The 15420-nt window shown below is 76.2% G+C and carries 16 protein-coding genes; 10 read left to right on the top strand and 6 right to left on the bottom strand.

Annotated features, from left to right (window positions below):
• The first annotated feature begins 92 nt into the window (after positions 1-92).
• Positions 93-1304, top strand: coding sequence for an MBL fold metallo-hydrolase (locus ACI79S_RS19295; RefSeq protein WP_456595061.1), 1212 nt, complete (start codon positions 93-95; stop codon positions 1302-1304).
• Between the two features lie 120 nt (positions 1305-1424).
• On the opposite strand, the gene ACI79S_RS19290 is transcribed toward ACI79S_RS19295, so the two are convergent.
• Complete coding sequence (locus tag ACI79S_RS19290; RefSeq protein ID WP_456595060.1) at positions 1425-2279, bottom strand: Fpg/Nei family DNA glycosylase; 855 nt, start codon at positions 2277-2279, stop codon at positions 1425-1427.
• A 252-nt stretch (positions 2280-2531) separates the two neighbouring features.
• Here ACI79S_RS19290 and ACI79S_RS19285 point away from each other — a divergent pair, with 252 nt between their 5' ends.
• Complete coding sequence (locus ACI79S_RS19285) at positions 2532-3113, top strand: AMIN-like domain-containing (lipo)protein (protein WP_456595059.1); 582 nt, start codon at positions 2532-2534, stop codon at positions 3111-3113.
• A gap of 61 nt (positions 3114-3174) precedes the next feature.
• On the opposite strand, the gene ACI79S_RS19280 is transcribed toward ACI79S_RS19285, so the two are convergent.
• Genes ACI79S_RS19280 through ACI79S_RS19270 form a run of 3 tightly spaced genes read right to left on the bottom strand, consistent with a single transcriptional unit; the run spans position 3175 to position 6402 of the window.
• Complete coding sequence (locus tag ACI79S_RS19280; protein ID WP_456595058.1) at positions 3175-4308, bottom strand: GerMN domain-containing protein; 1134 nt, start codon at positions 4306-4308, stop codon at positions 3175-3177.
• A complete protein-coding gene (locus ACI79S_RS19275) occupies positions 4305-5678 on the bottom strand; it encodes a sensor histidine kinase (protein WP_456595057.1) in 1374 nt (457 codons plus the stop codon). The genes ACI79S_RS19280 and ACI79S_RS19275 overlap by 4 nt, the downstream gene beginning before the upstream one ends.
• Before the next feature lie 7 nt (positions 5679-5685).
• Positions 5686-6402, bottom strand: coding sequence for a response regulator (locus ACI79S_RS19270; RefSeq protein WP_456595056.1), 717 nt, complete (start codon positions 6400-6402; stop codon positions 5686-5688).
• 144 nt (positions 6403-6546) lie between these two features.
• Between ACI79S_RS19270 and ACI79S_RS19265 the strand changes: the two genes are divergently transcribed.
• Together ACI79S_RS19265 and ACI79S_RS19260 are read left to right on the top strand one after the other, a co-directional pair.
• Positions 6547-6891: an STAS domain-containing protein gene (locus ACI79S_RS19265; RefSeq protein WP_456595055.1), complete on the top strand. Its 345-nt coding sequence runs from the start codon at positions 6547-6549 to the stop codon at positions 6889-6891.
• 37 nt (positions 6892-6928) lie between these two features.
• Positions 6929-8296 (top strand): cryptochrome/photolyase family protein, encoded by a 1368-nt coding sequence (locus ACI79S_RS19260; protein ID WP_456595054.1) that lies wholly within the window; start codon positions 6929-6931, stop codon positions 8294-8296.
• A gap of 13 nt (positions 8297-8309) precedes the next feature.
• Here ACI79S_RS19260 and ACI79S_RS19255 read toward each other — a convergent pair whose 3' ends face one another.
• Positions 8310-9098 (bottom strand): hypothetical protein, encoded by a 789-nt coding sequence (locus tag ACI79S_RS19255; protein ID WP_456595053.1) that lies wholly within the window; start codon positions 9096-9098, stop codon positions 8310-8312.
• 67 nt (positions 9099-9165) lie between these two features.
• Positions 9166-9633 (bottom strand): DUF309 domain-containing protein, encoded by a 468-nt coding sequence (locus tag ACI79S_RS19250; protein ID WP_456595052.1) that lies wholly within the window; start codon positions 9631-9633, stop codon positions 9166-9168.
• A 180-nt stretch (positions 9634-9813) separates the two neighbouring features.
• On the opposite strand from ACI79S_RS19250, the gene ACI79S_RS19245 reads away from it, so the two are divergent.
• The 6 genes from ACI79S_RS19245 to ACI79S_RS19220 all read left to right on the top strand — a co-directional run bounded on the left by ACI79S_RS19245 (position 9814) and on the right by ACI79S_RS19220 (position 14992).
• The gene (locus ACI79S_RS19245) at positions 9814-10635 is read left to right on the top strand and encodes a DUF4397 domain-containing protein (RefSeq protein WP_456595051.1); all 822 of its coding nucleotides are present in this window, start codon (positions 9814-9816) and stop codon (positions 10633-10635) included.
• A 25-nt stretch (positions 10636-10660) separates the two neighbouring features.
• Complete coding sequence (locus ACI79S_RS19240; protein WP_456595050.1) at positions 10661-11731, top strand: anti-sigma factor; 1071 nt, start codon at positions 10661-10663, stop codon at positions 11729-11731.
• Positions 11732-11752: 21 nt separating this feature from the next.
• On the top strand, positions 11753-12883 hold the full coding sequence (egtE, locus tag ACI79S_RS19235) for an ergothioneine biosynthesis PLP-dependent enzyme EgtE (RefSeq protein WP_456595049.1): 1131 nt from the start codon (positions 11753-11755) through the stop codon (positions 12881-12883).
• A gap of 146 nt (positions 12884-13029) precedes the next feature.
• Entirely contained in the window at positions 13030-13392 is a 363-nt protein-coding gene (locus ACI79S_RS19230) for a GntR family transcriptional regulator (protein ID WP_456595048.1), read from the top strand.
• Complete coding sequence (locus ACI79S_RS19225; RefSeq protein ID WP_456595047.1) at positions 13389-14303, top strand: ABC transporter ATP-binding protein; 915 nt, start codon at positions 13389-13391, stop codon at positions 14301-14303. Before ACI79S_RS19230 ends, ACI79S_RS19225 begins: the two co-directional genes overlap by 4 nt.
• Entirely contained in the window at positions 14300-14992 is a 693-nt protein-coding gene (locus ACI79S_RS19220) for a hypothetical protein (RefSeq protein WP_456595046.1), read from the top strand. The genes ACI79S_RS19225 and ACI79S_RS19220 overlap by 4 nt, the downstream gene beginning before the upstream one ends.
• Positions 14993-15420 lie beyond the last annotated feature (428 nt).

The raw sequence follows: 15420 nt of genomic DNA, 5'->3' as shown, positions 1-15420 counted from the left end.
ACGCTCCATGATCAGGTTCCCTGATCGTGCCCGGGGGGAGACGTCGCTCGCCTCACAGCCGCCGTCCACCTCCGGCTGGGATGCTGGGGGACGTGCCGTTCCCTGTTCTCCGCCGTGCCGCCGTCGCCGCTGCCCTGCTCGCCGGTCCGGTGGGCTGGGTGACCACCGCCGCCTGGGGGCTGCCGACCGCTCTCGGCGCCCACCGCCACCGGCTGCGCCGCGTGGTGGCCGGCTCGCCGCAGTTCTCCGAGGGCAAGTTCCACAACCGCATGCCCACCCCCGCGCTCTCACCCGCCAACACCCGCGACGGGCTGCTCCGCCAGTGGCACGAGGAGCGGCACGTCGGCCTGCCGGGCGGGCCCATCCCGCTGGCGCACGCCGACCTCCCTGCCGACGCCGCCGAGCTCGCCGTCACCTGGTTCGGCCACGCCAGCGCGCTGCTGGAGGTCGACGGACGGCGGGTGCTGCTCGACCCGGTGTGGGGGCACCGCGTCTCGCCGTCGCCGATCATCGGGCCGACGCGGCTGCACGAGCCGCCCATGGCCCTCGACGAGCTGCCCCCGGTCGACGCGGTGCTCATCTCGCACGACCACTACGACCACCTCGACCTGCCCACCGTGCGCACCCTGCTGCGCACCCAGCGGGCGCCGTGGGTGGTGCCGCTCGGCATCGGCGAGCACCTGCGCAAGTGGGGCGTGCCCGAGGATCGGATCGTCGAGCTGGACTGGGACGGCGAGCACCGCATCGGCGAGCTGGCGCTCACCTGCACCGAGGCGCGCCACTTCTCCGGCCGCTACTTCCACCGCGACACCACCCTGTGGGCGTCCTGGGTGGTCGCCGGGCCCCGGCACCGGGTCTTCTTCGGCGGCGACACCGGCTACACCCCGGCGTTCGCGGGCATCGGTGCCCAGCTGGGCCCGTTCGACCTGACCCTGCTGCCGGTCGGCGCCTACAACGACGCGTGGCACGCCATCCACATGGACCCGGAGGAGGCGGTGCGGGCGCACGGCGACCTCGGCGGGCGGGTGCTGCTGCCGGTGCACTGGGCCACCTTCAACCTGGCGTTCCACCGCTGGGCCGAGCCTGTGGAACGGCTGCTGGCCGCGGCGGGCGCCCGCGGCGTCGACGTCGTCGTCCCGCAGCCGGGGGAGCGGATCGACGTCCTCTCCCCGCCGCCGCTGCGCGACTGGTGGTCGGCGGTCGGCTCGGCGGCCGACTCCGCCGGGCGCCCGGACGACGCCGGGGTCGGCAGCAGCGTCCTCGTGCGGGCGCTGACCCGCCTGGTCTCGCTGCTGCCGGGCTGAGCCCGCTCGGGCGGCGACGGCCGTCCTCCCCCGCCGCGCGGCGTCCTCCCTCACCGCCGACCACGAGGGAGGACGCTCGATGATCAGGTCACCTGATCGTCGCCGCCGACGACGAGGGGCTCAGCGCAGGAGCTTGCTCATCCGCCGGTCGGCCAGCGGCTTGCCCCCGGTCTGGCAGGTGGGGCAGTACTGCAGCGAGGTGTCGGCGAAGCTGACCTCGCGCACGGTGTCCCCGCACACCGGGCAGGGCAGGCCGGTGCGGGCGTGCACCTGCAGCCCCGAGCGCTTCTCCCCCTTCATGGTGGCGGCGCGCTGGCCGACCTGACGGCCCAGCGCCTCGGTCAGCGTCCCGCGCACCGCGTCGAAGAGACGGACCAGTTCGTCGTCGCTCAGCTTGTCGGCCATCTTGAACGGCGACAGCCGCGCGGCGTGCAGGATCTCGTCGGAGTAGGCGTTGCCGATGCCGGCGACCAGCGTCTGGTCGGTCAGCGCGCCCTTGAGCTGGCCGCTGCGGCCGGCCAGCAGCCGGGCGAACGTCTCGCGGTCGACCTCCAGGGCGTCCGGGCCGAGCCGGGCGATGCCGGGAACCTCGTGCGGTGACCGGACGACGTAGACGGCCAGCCCCTTGCGGGTGCCCTGCTCGGTGAGGTCGAAGCCGTCGCCGTCGTCCAGGTGGACGCGCAGCGCGAGCGGCCCCTTCCCCGGCTTGGGCGGTGCCGTGGGCAGGTTCTCCCGCCAGTGCAGCCAGCCGGCCCGGGCCAGGTGGACGACGAGGTGCAGCCCGCTCACGTCGAGGTCGAGGAACTTGCCGTGCCGGGCCGCGCCGGTGATCTCCAGCCCGGCCAGGGAGGACAGCGGCGGGTCGAAGGTCTTGATCGCCTGGACGGCGGCGAGGTCGGCGCGCGCCAGCACGTGGCCGACGGCGTTCTCGCGCAGGAACGCCGCCAGCGCCTCCACCTCGGGTAACTCGGGCACCCGACCATGATCCACCCGATGCGCCCGCCGCGCGGCCCCCGATCGGTGGACCCGTGGTGCCCGACCGCCCCGGGCACGTGCACCGAGGCGCGCGGACGGTCGAGGATCTTGCGGTGGTGCGACGACCGGATGACGGCGACGACGACCTGGTGGAGACCCTGTTGCGGCGGCTCCCGGGCCCCTCGCCGGCGAGTACACCTTCCCCCGTCAGCCCGTTCCGCAGGGGCGCGGGCACGACGCAGGGAGGCCACCATGAGCAGGTACCGACTCGGCCCGCTGGCGATCCTCACCGGCGTGATCGCACTGCTGGTCGGCGTCCTCACCCCGGCGACGGCCGCCGGGGCGACCCGCGCACCGTACTGCGGGCTGGTGTGGGGCTCGCTGCCGGAGAGCAGCGCGGCATCCACCGCCGGACTGACCGTGAGCGACGTGCGCGCCGGCCGGCACGCCTGCTTCGACCGCCTGGTCGTCGACCTGCGCGGTCCGGCGGCGGCCACCGGCTACTCGGTGCGCTACGTCGGCACGGTGCACCGGGAGGGCTCGGGCACCCCCGTCCCGCTGGCGGGCGGAGCGGCGCTGGAGGTCGTCGTCGACGCCCCCGCCTACGACGCCTCGGGGCGTGCCACCTACCTCCCGCCGAGCCGCAGCGAGGTCGTGGACGTCGACGGCTTCCGCACTCTCGAGCAGGTCGCGTGGGCGGGCTCCTTCGAGGGCCGCACCACGCTGGGCGTCGGCACCCGCGCCCGGCTGCCGTTCCGCACCTTCACCCTCCTCGGCACCCCCGGGGACGACGACGCGGTGCGCCTCGTGATCGACGTGGCCCACCGCTGGTGACCGGACCGGCCCCGTGGGGATCCGCGCACCGGGCGCGCACCGGTGCGCGGATCTCGTCGCCTCAGCCCTGGTGGAGCACCTCGACCACCACCCGGGCGGGGTTCTGCAGGCGGTACACGCGGAACGGCCGCTCGGCCGCGGTGCCGAGGAAGGACACCGCCTGCCCCTCGAAGGTGCTGTCCAGGACGACCTCGCGCACGGCCGGGTACCCCGGCGCCAGGCGACCGGGGCCCGGGTACGGGGCGGCGCCGGTGTCCCCGGGCAGCCCGACCCCGGTGAGCGCGAGCCGCAGGACCGCCTCCCCCGCGACCTGCACCGGGGAGCCGCTCCCCTCCGACCGCGCCTCGGGCACGTAGCGCGCGTCCCAGCCCGGCAGCCCGGCGCCGGCCACCTCGAGGACGACCCGGTCGAACCCCTCGTGGCGGCCGACCCGGAGGTCGGTCACGGTGACGGCGGCCCCGGGCGACGGCGATGCCGTGTCCGGCCGGGTGTCGGCGACGAAGGGCGGCGCCACGGTGGGCGACGCCCGCGGCCCGGCGGCGGTGGGCTGTGCACCGGTGGCGGGAGCGCCCGGCACGGCCGCCGAGGGGGACGCCGCCGGCGGCGGTGGAGGGGAGAGGAAGTCGGCGTAGTCGGCGGGCAGCAGCGGCGCGTCGGTGAGCGCCCCGGAGGGCAGCGGCGCCTCCACCGGCTCCCCTCCGCTGGTCAGCAGGACGGCCTCGACGCCGGGCAGGCTCGCCGCGGTGAGCACGATCTGCGCCACAGCGCGGCGGCTGGAGGACAGCGGAGCGGTGCCGGAGATGTCGATCGTGGCCGTAGCGCCGTCGATGCCGGCCACCTCCAGCCGCACGCCGGCGGGCAGGGCGGTGGAGAGCTGCTGGGCCCGCTCCTCCTCGGTCGGGCCGGCGGTCAGCGCGTCCAGGAGCGTGCCCAGCCGCTCCTCGAGCGGCCCCGTGCCGCTGTCCCGGGCCCGGGGGACGAGGGCCTCGTCGGGGCCGACGAGGTAGGCCCACCCCGCCTGGCCGGGGACGGACGACGGCGCGGCGGACGGCGGGGCAGCCGGTGCGGCGAGCCCGTACGGGACATCGGACGCCGCGATCGTCGACGGGCCCCCGCCGGTGGGGACCCCGCAGGCCGTTGCCGCCAGGACCGCACCGAGGGTGCCCGCGGCGCTCAATCGGCGCAGGCGGTTCACGGCCGCGCCGCCGGCAGCGACAGGACGAACCGGGCGCCGCCGCTGGGACTGGCGGCGCACCACGCCGCCCCGCCGTGCTGCGCGGTCGTCTCGGCCACGATGGCCAGCCCGAGCCCGGCCCCGGGCACCGACCCGCGCGCCGAACCGGGGGCGCGGGCGAAGCGCTCGAAGATCCGCTCCCGGTCCAGCGGGGCCACGCCCGGGCCGGCGTCGTCCACCGTCACCACGACCGAGCCCTCGCAGCGCCCGACGCCGACGCGCTCGGGCCCGCCCGCGTAGCGGTCGGCGTTGTCCAGGAGGTTCCGCACGGCGCGCTCCAGCCGGTTCTTGTCGCCGAGGACGGTGGTCTCCTCCACCGGGCCGGCGTCCAGCAGGCCGACGGGCCGGCCGGTCCGCTCCAGCACCTCCCGGACCAGCACCGCCATCGACACCGGCACGGCGTCGGGCACCTGGCCCGCGCCGTCGTGCCAGGCCAGCTCCAGCAGGTCGTCGAGGGTGACGCGCAGGCGCGCGACCTCCCCCTCCACCAGGGCCAGGGCCTGCTGGGCGCGCGGCGGGAGCTCCTGGCGGCGGGTGGCCAGCACCTCGACGCTCGTGGTCAGGCTGGTGAGGGGGCTGCGGAGCTCGTGGCTGACGTCGCCGACGAACCGGGCGTCCCGGGTGATCCGCGCGGCCAGGGCGTCGACCATGCTGTTGAAGGCCGCCACGATCCCGACCAGGTCGGGGTCGTCGGTCGCCGGGAGGCGGGTGGAGAGCTCCCCGCCGGCGATCCTCGTCGCGGCCCCGGCGACCTGCTCCAGGGGCAGCACCGCGCGCCGGCCGGCCCACACCCCGAACCCGGCACCGGCCACGGTCGCCGCGACCGCACCGGCACCGAGGACGACGCCGAGCGCGCGCAGCAACGCCTCCAGGTCGTCCAGCGGCGCCACCTCGTAGAACTCCACGCCCGCGCTCACCACGGGCACGGCGACGACGAGCCGCGGCCCGTCGGCGGAGTTCACCCGCAGCGTGCCCGCCGCGCCGGTGGCCACCACCTCCTGGAGGGCAGCCGGCACGTCGCGACCGCCGACCTCCAGGCTCGACGAGAACCAGTCGTCGCCGCTGCGGACGACGACCTCCGCGTCGCCGAACGGGACGAGCTCCCCGAGCACCCGCCCGACGTCGGCGCCGGCGCCGGACAGCCGGTTGCGCAGCACCTCGGCGTCGGCGAACGCCTGCTGCGTGAGCGCCTGCTCGCGCTGCTCGACCACGAAGCTGCGGGCCAGCAGCCAGGTGGTCGTCACGAGCACCGCGGAGACCAGCAGCGTGGTGGCCGCGAAGCCGAGCACGATCCGCCCCCGCAGCCCCCGCCGCCCCGGGACCCTGCTCACCGGCCGCTCACTGCGGGTCCAGGCGGTAGCCCAGCCCCCGGACGGTGACCACGAGCCGGGGAGCGCTCGGGTCCCGCTCGACCTTCGTCCGCAGCCGCCGCACGTGCACGTCGACGATCCGCTCGTCCCCGAAGAACCCGTGCTCCCACACCCGCTCGAGCAGCGCCTGCCGGCTGAAGACCCGCCCCGGGGCGGCGGCCAGCTCGCAGAGCACCCGGTACTCGGTCAGCGTCAGCGGGACCAGCTCGTGCCCGCGGTAGACCGTGCCGCTGGCCTCCCGCAGGACCAGCGGACCCGCGGGGTCGTGGTCGAGGACGACGCCCGCCCGGGCGGCGTCGGCCGGGGAGCCCGCCGGCGCCGTGGCCGTCCGGCGGCGCAGCGCGCGCAGCCGGGCGGTGATCTCCTTGATCTGGAACGGCTTGGTCACGTAGTCGTCGGCGCCCGCCTCGAGCGCCTCGACGATGTCCTTCGTGTCCGCGCGGGCGCTCACGACGACGACGGGCAGGTCGTGGGCGCGGCGGACCTCGCGTATGACGGCCAAGCCGTCCATCGAGCCGAGCATCAGGTCGACGATCATCATGTCGGGCGCGGCGATGCCGACCATGCCGACGGCGTCCTCCCCGGAGGCGGCCTCGGCGACGTCGTACCCCTCGTCCTCCAGCGCCCACCGCAGCGCGGTCCGGATGGAGTCGTCGTCCTCCACGACCAGGATCCGCAACGACACGCGGACATGCTGCCACCGCGGGCCGACCGCCCCGGGCGCGGCGGTCACCGTCATGCGATCGCAATGTCGCGACCCGGGGAATCGCAAACTCCGGGAGCGAGGCTGCTGGGGACCGTGCGGAGACCGACCGCCGAGGAGACCGCCGTGCGCCCTGCCGACCGCGACACCCGTGCCCCCGGTGCCGAGGGCGGCCCCGGCGAGGTCGTGCTGCGGCTGACCGAGGAGATGCTCGCCGACGGCGTCGCGGACATCCGCTGGCTGCTGCACGACGCCCTGCTGGCGGGTGCGCGGCGGGTGGTCGTCGACGTCGGCGAGGTGGAGCACCTGTCGAGCCCGGCGGCGGCCAGCCTCCTCACCGCCCACCGGGCGTGCCGGGCCCGCGGCGGCAGCGTCGTCGTCCGCGGGGCGAACCGGCGCACCCTGGGGCTGCTGCGCCGGACCGGCCTGTGGCGGGTGCTGGCGCTGGAGGACCTCGACCGCTCCGCCTGAGGCGCGCCCGGAGCCCGGTGCTCCTACGCTCGGCCGGGTGCCGACCGCGCTGCTCTGGTTCCGCCGCGACCTGCGCCTGCGCGACCACCCCGCGCTGCTGGCGGCCCGCGACGCGGCCGGCCCGGACGGCGACGTCCTGCCGGTGTTCGTCTTCGACGACCGGCTGTGGGGCCCGTCGGGCGAGCCCCGGCGGCGCTTCCTGCTCGACTGCCTCGCCGCGCTGGACGCCGACCTGGGCGGCGCGCTGGTCCTCCGGCACGGCGATCCGGCCCGAGTGCTGCCGGCGCTGGTGCGCGAGGTCGGCGCGACGTCGGTGCACGTCAGCGCCGACGCCGGGCCGTACGGCCGGCGCCGGGACGAGGCCGTGGAGCGGGCGCTGGGCGACGTCCCGTTCGTGCGCACCGGCTCGCCGTACGCGGTGACGCCCGGCCGGGTCACCAAGGCCGACGGGACGCCGTTCCGCGTGTACTCGCCGTTCGCCCGTGCCTGGCGGGAGCACGGCTGGCGCCCGCCGGCGGCGTCGGCCGACGGCGCCCGCTGGCGCACCGGCGTCCGCTCCGACGACCACCCCACGGCACCGCAGCTCGACGGCGTCGTCCTGCCGGCGCCCGGCGAGGCCGCCGCGCTGGCCGCCTGGGTGCGCTTCCGCGAGAAGCGGATGCTCGGCTACGCCGACGGTCGCAACGCCCCGGGCGGCGACGGGACGAGCCGGCTGTCGGCCTACCTCAAGTACGGCTGCATCCACCCGCGCACGCTGCTGGCCGACCTCGCCGCGGTGGAGCAGACCGAGTCGGTGCGCCGGTACACCGACGAGCTGGCCTGGCGGGAGTTCTACGCCGACGTCCTGTGGCACCGGCCGGAGTCGGCCCGGGAGTACGTCAAGCCCGAGCTGCGGGCGATGGGCTACGACTCCGGGCCGGACGCCGAGGAGCTGGTGCGCGCCTGGGAGACCGGCCGCACCGGCTTCCCGATCGTCGACGCCGGCATGCGGCAACTGCTCGGCGAGTCGTACGTGCACAACCGGGTGCGGATGATCGTCGCCTCGTTCCTGGTCAAGGACCTGCACCAGGAGTGGACGCTGGGCGCCGAGTACTTCATGCGGCACCTGGTCGACGGCGACCTCGCCAGCAACAACCACGGCTGGCAGTGGGTCGCCGGTACCGGCACCGACGCCTCCCCCTACTACCGGGTCTTCAACCCGGTCACCCAGGGGAAGAAGTTCGACCCGGACGGCACGTACGTGAAGCGCTGGGTGCCGGAGCTGCGCGACCTCGACCCGAAGCACGTGCACGAGCCCTGGACGGCGCCCGGCGGCATCCCGGCCGGCTACCCGGAGCCGGTCGTCGACCACGCGCACGAGCGCCGGGTCGCGCTCGACCGCTACGCCCGCGTCCGCGGCCGCTGAGCTCCGCGCCGGCTCAGCCGACGAGCAGCGACACCGGGTCCCGCCGGACGACGGTGCGCACGACGAGCGCGACCGCCACCGCCGACGCGGCGGCGAAGGCGGCGATCACTACCGGGGCCGGCGGGCCGTCGGCCGCGACGGCCACCAGGCCCCAGACGACGGCGAGCGCGAACGGCCCGGCGGCGTCGCGCGCCGACAGCACCAGCGCCGATGCGATCGCGGCGACGACCGCCAGCACCACCACCGCCCAGATCTGCGCGGTGGTGCCGGACGCCGGCGCGCCGAGGGCGACCCCGGCCTGGCCGGCGTTCACCGCCGCGGCGACGGTCACCCAGCCGAGCAGCAGCCCGGCGACGGCGGCCGGCAGCACCCGGCCCAGTCCTTCGACCCGGATGTCCTGCAGCCGCGCCCAGGCGACCGCGGTGGCCGCCACGATGCAGAAGAGCAGCACCAGGGGGAGCAGCGGCAGGGAGACGCCCACCAGCGGGAAGAGCACCTCCCAGACCGCGTTCCCGGCGAACGCCGCGGCCAGCGGCCAGCCCGTGCGCCGGTGCAGCTCGCGGCCGCGCTGGGCGGGGAGCGCCTGGTACACCGCCCAGGCCAGCGACCCGGCGAAGATGACGCCCCAGATGCTGAAGGCGTAGCCCGCCGGGGTGACCAGCGAGCCGGTCTCGTCGCTGACCGCGCCGACGCTGCGGCCGGCGATCGCGCTGCCCAGGGGGCTGCCGACCACCTGTGCGACGGCAGCGGCGAGGACCGCTGCGGCCCGGATCCCGTCGTGCCGGTCTGCCGCGCTGCTCACCCCCCGTCGGTGCCCGGCACCGCCCGGACCCGAACCCTGGCCGGTCGCCCCGCCACGCGCCGTCCGCTCACCCGCGCAGCCGGGGAGCGCTGCGCACCGGGTCGCGGCCGGTGGCGGGTGCGGCGGCCAGCGCGCGCGCCCACCCGGCGAGCCCGGCCACGTCCACCCCGTGCGGACGGCGGTCGGCGTACGCGCCGATGGCCGACGCCCCGCGCTCGAGCAGCGTGGTCGCACCCCGGTCGTTGCCGCGGGCGGCGTGGGTCAGGCCGACGGCGAGCTGCGCCAGCCCCCGCCACAGCTCGCGCTCGTCCTCGGGCGCGGACTTCCAGGCGTCCTCCAGCACCTCGTGGGCGTGGAACGGTCGGCCGGCGTCCAGCAGCGCCTGCGCCTCCGCGAGCGCCACCTCCGGCACCCGGACCACCCCCTCGGGGGCGCGGTCCTCCCCGACGGCGCCGTGCGGCAGCGGCCGCCCGAGCGCGTCCCGGGGGCGCGCGTTGCGGGCCCGGCCCTGCTCGTCGCGGTCACGGTCAGGCACAGGGGCATCCTCCCCGTGCGCCCGGGGGAGCGCCTCGCGGGGCGGCGGGAGCCCGGTTCGGCGCACTCGCCGGGAGGGACCCGATTCGGTCGCGCCCAAGATTCTGGGGGACGACCGCATCCGGCGGCGGGGGCGGCGCGGAAGACCAGGCAGCACGATCCCCTACGAGAGGAGCCACCCGTGAGCACCATCCGCACAGTCGGCCGTTCCGCCGGCGTCCTCGGTGCCGTCGGCGCCGTCGTCCTGGTCGCTACCCCGGCCATGGCCGACAACCACACCGCCACGGTCTCGGTCCTGCACGGCGTCCCCGGCACCCCGGTGGACGTGTACGCCAACGGCGAGCGACTGATCGACGACTTCCAGCCCGGCACGCTCACCGACCCGCTGGAGCTGCCCGGTGGCAGCTACGACCTCGCGCTCTACCCGGCCGACGCCGCCGACGACTCCGGGGATCCCCTGCTGTCGGCCGCCGGCGTGAACGTCCCCGCCGGCGCCAACGCGACCGTGGTGGCCCACCTGACCGAGGGCGGCGACCCCGCGCTCACGCCATTCGTCAACGAGACGGGCTCCGTGCCCGCCGGCCAGGCCCGCGTCACCGTCCGGCACGTCGCCGCGGCGCCCGCCGTGGACGTCCGCGCCGGCGGCCAGCCGGTGATCGAGGGGCTGACCAACCCGAACGAGGAGACCCTCACCGTCCCGGCCGGGACGATCAACGCCGATGTCGTGCTCGCGGGCACCGACACCGTCGCCATCGGCCCCGCCGACCTGACGCTGGCCGAGGGCACCTCGACCGTCGTCTACGCGTGGGGCTCGGAGGACGCCGGCTTCGAGCTCGCCGTCCAGAACGTCTCCGCCCAGCACTCCGCGCCCAGCGGCGTCCCGGGTGGTACGGCCGGGCTGGCCGACGACTCGGGCCTCCCCCTGCCCGTGGGCGCTGCGGCCGTGGCCGGTCTCGCCCTGGCCGGCGCCGGCGCGCTGCGGCTCGCCCGCTCCACGCGCTGATCACCGGCACTCCGAGGAGCTGACCGTGCGACCCGCCGCCGCAGCCGCCGTGCTCGGGCTGGCCCTCGCCGTCGGTGCGCCGACCGCGTGGGCCGTGACCCGGCCGGACGCGGCGGCGGGTCCGCCGGTCCAGCGAGTGCTGCAGCGCCCCGACGTCGCCACCCCGGCGCCGTCCGGGGCCTCAGCGCTCCCGCCGGTGTCCGTCCGCGACGCGGCACCGACCGACACCCCCGCCGCACCCCCGCCGGTCCGGCTGGATCTGCCGGGCCTCGGTGTCACCGCACCGGTCGATCCGGTCGGCGTCGCCGGGGACGGGCAGATGGAGCTCCTCGCGGCGCTGCACGAACCGCTTCCGACCGAGGACGCCGCCCACCTCTCCGCGTGCGCCCGGTGCCAGTCGGAGGTCGCCTGCCTCCAGCGGGCCGTCGACGCCGTCACCGTCCCCCAGTTCGCCGAGCCCGGCCCTCCCGTGGCGCCGCCGGCCACGGTGTGGGCGGGCATCGCCGCGGCCACCGGGGTGTCGTCGGCGCCGCGTCCCGCCTCCTCCGCCGCAGCGACTCCCACCACGCCTCCCGCCACCGCCGGCGGCACCCGGGCCGTCACCGCCGCGACGCCGCCCGCGGCAGCTCCGCCGCCGGCGCGCGGCGGCGAGGTGCTGCCCTTCCGCCGCCGCCGGCCGCTGCTCCTCGCCGTGGCCGCCGCGGTCGCCGGCGCCGTCGTGGGTGCCGGGGCCGTGGCGCTGCTGCGCGGTGGGGACGGCGTCGAGCCGATCACCGCCGTGGCCCTCGAACCGCTCGGTGACGAGCCGGCCGCCGGGCTGGCGGAGGTCGTCGTCCGCCCCGACGGGTCACGGGCCCTGCAGGTCGATCTCGACGCGCCGGATGTCGAGGACGGCTACTACGAGATCTGGCTGATCGAACCCGGGATCGTCGACATGGTGCCGCTGGGCGTCCTGCGCCCCGGGGCGCAGACCTTCGAGCTGCCGGCGGGGCTGGACCTCGGCGAGTTCCCGATCGTCGACGTCTCGGTGGAGCCGCTCGACGGCGACCCCGCGCACTCGGGCGTCTCCGTGGCCCGGGGCGTGCTCGAGAGCTGAGCGCCGCCTAGCGTGCTGGACGTGACCGCCGCGCACGCCTCCCTGCCGTTCGACGACCTCGGTACCCACTGGCGCACGGTGCGTCCCCGGCCGGCGGGCCGGCACCTCGACAGCGCGGCGTCCAGCCGGCAGAGCCACCGGGCGCTGGAGGCCGCGGCGCACCACGCCCGGCACGAGGCCGAGCTGGGCGGCTACGTCGCGGAGGCGACCGCCGACGACCTGCTCCAGCAGGGACGCTCGGTCATCGGCGGCCTGGCCGGCATGGCCGCCGCCGACGTGGCCTTCGTCGAGTCGGCGCAAGCGGCGCTGGTCACCCTGCTGGGCGGCTGGCGGCTGCCCGCGGGGTCGCGGGTCGCCTGCCTGCCCGGCGAGTACGCCCCGAACGTCGCCCAGCTGCGCGCCGCCGGCCTGCGGCCGGAGCCGCTGCCGGTGGACGGCCTCGGGCGGACCGACGTCGACGGCGTGGAGCGGCTCCTGGCCACCGACCCGCCGCGGGTGGTCCACCTGACGCACATCGGGAGCCACCGCGGGATCGTGCAGCCGGCGCGCGAGGTCGCGGCGCTGTGCCGCGCGGCCGGCGTCCCCCTGGTGCTCGACGCCGCGCAGTCCCTCGGGCACGTCGACGTCGACCTCGGCGCCGACGTCGTCTACGGGACCTCGCGGAAGTGGCTGGCCGGGCCTCGTGGCGTGGGTGTGCTGATCGTCCGCCCGTCGATCGCCGCCGAGCTGGTGCCGGTGCTGGCCGAGCCGGAGGGGGTCCCGCCCATGCGGGCCTTCGAGTCGGGAGAGGCGCACGTGGCCGGCCGGATCGGCCTGGTGGTGGCCGTCGGGGAGCACCTCGCCGCCGGACCCGACCGGGTCCGCGCCCGGCTGGCCGGGCTCGGCCGGGCCACCCGGGAGCTGCTCGACGGGGTCGCCGGCTGGCGGGTGGTGGAGCCGCTGGAGGAGCCGACGGCGATCACCACGCTGCGGCCGCCGGACGGGGTCGACGTCGTCGCGACCCGCACCCGGCTGCTCACCGAGCACGGGATCGTGCTGACCGCGGCCGGCCCGGAGCGGGCGCCGGGGGAGATGACCGGCCCGGTCCTGCGGGTCTCCCCCCACCTGGACGCCACCGTGGAGGACCTGGCGGCCCTCGCCGCCGCCCTCTGAGCGCACCGCGATCCGCCCCGCGGTAGTCCCCTGCCGCGGACCGTCGGGCACGACGCTTGTGCCCGGGGCTCTCGAGGTCCTATGGTTCATTACATGAGTAGTGAACCCAGGGACCACTCGGGCCCTGGTGACGCCCGGGTCGCCTCGTGAACGAGGATGCCGGCCCGATCTTCCGGCAGGTGGCGGCCGAGATCGAGAACGCCATCGTCGACGGCTCACTGCCCGAGGAGAGCCAGGCGCCGTCCTCCAACGAACTGGCCGCCTTCCACCGCATCAACCCCGCGACCGCCGCCAAGGGCCTGAACCAGCTGGTCACCGACGGGGTCCTCTACAAGAGACGAGGAGTCGGGATGTTCGTCGCCACCGGCGCCCGCGAACAGGTCCTCAAGCGTCGGCGCAGCGAGTTCGCCGACCAGTACGTCCGCCCCCTGATGACCGAGGCCCAGAAGCTCGGCATCTCCACCCACGAGCTCACCGACATGATCGATCGCTGGGAGGACCCGCGATGACCGTCGTCGCCACCGTCTCCGACGTCACGATGCGCTTCCCGGGGCACACCGCGCTCACCGGTGTGTCGACCGCCCTGGAGCAGCACGCCATCACCGGGCTGCTGGGCCGCAACGGTGCCGGGAAGACGACCCTCATGCAGCTGCTGACCGGTCACCGCGTCCCGACCAGCGGGCGGATCGAGGTCTTCGGGGCCCGGCCGTACGAGAACGACGACGTCCTGCGCCGGATCTGCTTCATCAAGGAGGGCCAGCGCTACCCCGACCACTTCCGGGTCAAGGACGCGCTCGACTCGGCGGCGTTCGTCTTCGCCGACTGGGACGCCGGCCTCGCCGCCTCGCTGCTGCGCGACTTCGACCTGCCGGCCAAGCGCCCGATCAAGAAGCTCTCCCGCGGCATGAACTCCGCCGTCGGCATCATCGTCGGGCTGGCCTCCCGGGCGCCGCTGACCCTGTTCGACGAGCCGTACCTGGGCCTGGACGCCGTCGCGCGCCAGTTGTTCTACGACCGCTTGCTCGCCGACTACGCCGAGCACCCGCGCACGATCGTCCTCTCCACGCACCTCATCGAGGAGATCGCCGCCCTGCTCGAGCGGGTGATCCTGATCGACCGGGGCCGGGTGCTGCTCGACGCCGACGCGGAGTCGCTGCGTGGCACGGCGCTGACGGTCACCGGACCCCGGGAGCGCGTCGCCGCGTTCAGCGGCCGGCACGAGGTGCTGCACACCGAGTCCCTCGGCGGCACCAGCCGGGCCGTGGTGCGGCTGCGCGACGGTGCCGACGGCGACGACGCCACGGCGGCCGGCCTGACCTCGGAGGCCACCAGCCTCCAGCAGCTGGTCGTCGCCATGAGCCTGCACACCGCGGCCGGCGACCCGGCCGTCCCGGTCCACCTCGAGGAGGTCTCCCGATGACCCGCGTGCTGCAGGCCGCTCGCCTGCACCTGGTCCACCCGCTGGTGGCGCTCGGCATCCCCTGGTTGGTCGTGTCGATCAGCTTCGCCATCAACCTCGCCGTCTGGCACCTCACCCCGGCCGGCGAGGAGAGCGGCATCACCGGCGGGATCCTCGCCTTCTACATCACCGTGCTGGTCGTCTACGTGCAGGCGGTGACGCAGGTGTTGCCGTTCGCGATGGGGATCAGCCTCAGCCGGCGGGCGTTCTACCTCGGGACCGCGCTGATCGCGCTGGTGCAGGCGGTCGGCTACGGGATCGCGCTCTCGGCGCTGGTCAGCATCGAGAACGCAACGGGCGGCTGGGGTGCCGGGATGGACTTCTGGGCCCCGGGGATCTTCGAGGTCGGCAATCCCGTGCTCCAGGTGCCCGCCTCGGGTGCCCCGCTGCTGGCCTTCATGTTCGTCGGCGTCGGCATGGGTGTGGTGCACCAGCGCTGGGGCCAGACGGGCAACTGGGGACTGATCCTCGGCTCCATCGTGGTGCTGGGTGGCCTCGCCGTGCTGATCACCTGGCTCGATGCCTGGCAGAGCATCGGAACGTGGTTCACCGACCAGTCGACCGCCACGCTGACGGTCGGCCTGCCCCTGGCCTTCGCCGCGGTGGCGGCGCTCGTCTCCTTCCCCGGGATCCGGCGGGTGGTGCCGTAGCCCCGGCAGCCCCTCCCGCACTGCGGCCCCCGTTCCCTCACGTGACGGAACGGGGGCCGCAGTTGCGCGCTCGCGCGTGAAGGAGCCCGGTCGCAGCGGACCGCGGGCGCCGGCACGTCGGCCGTCCGGCCGGCACTGCGCACCGCACCCGGCCTGGCACTCGGGCCGGCGCCGGAGGTGCAGGCCCTCGGTACCTGAGCGGCTCGGTGCAGCCGCTCCGCTCCGCCGCGGGCGCGACCTTCCGCTCGGCGGTGCGCGTCTGGCGCGGGAGTCGGGGGAGCGCTCCGCGTCTCGCGCGGGAGTCCGGGGAACGACGAAGGGGCCCCAGCACGAATGCTGGGGCCCCTTCGGGAATGGTTGTCCGGCGGCGTCCTACTCTCCCACCCCGTCTCCAGGGCAGTACCATCGGCGCTGAGAGGCTTAGCTTC

Source organism: Blastococcus sp. SYSU DS1024, assembly GCF_054050795.1.
Note: the sequence above shows the minus strand (reverse complement) of the source record. Positions and strands in the feature narration are given on the sequence as shown.

Bases quoted from the DNA above. Each gene is read 5' to 3' on its own strand.
- ACI79S_RS19225 (WP_456595047.1), top strand. From the start codon at position 13,389: ATGACCGTCGTCGCCACCGTCTCCGACGTCACGATGCGCTTCCCGGGG.
- ACI79S_RS19220 (WP_456595046.1), top strand. From the start codon at position 14,300: ATGACCCGCGTGCTGCAGGCCGCTCGCCTGCACCTGGTCCACCCGCTG.
- ACI79S_RS19285 (WP_456595059.1), top strand. From the start codon at position 2,532: ATGAGCAGGTACCGACTCGGCCCGCTGGCGATCCTCACCGGCGTGATC.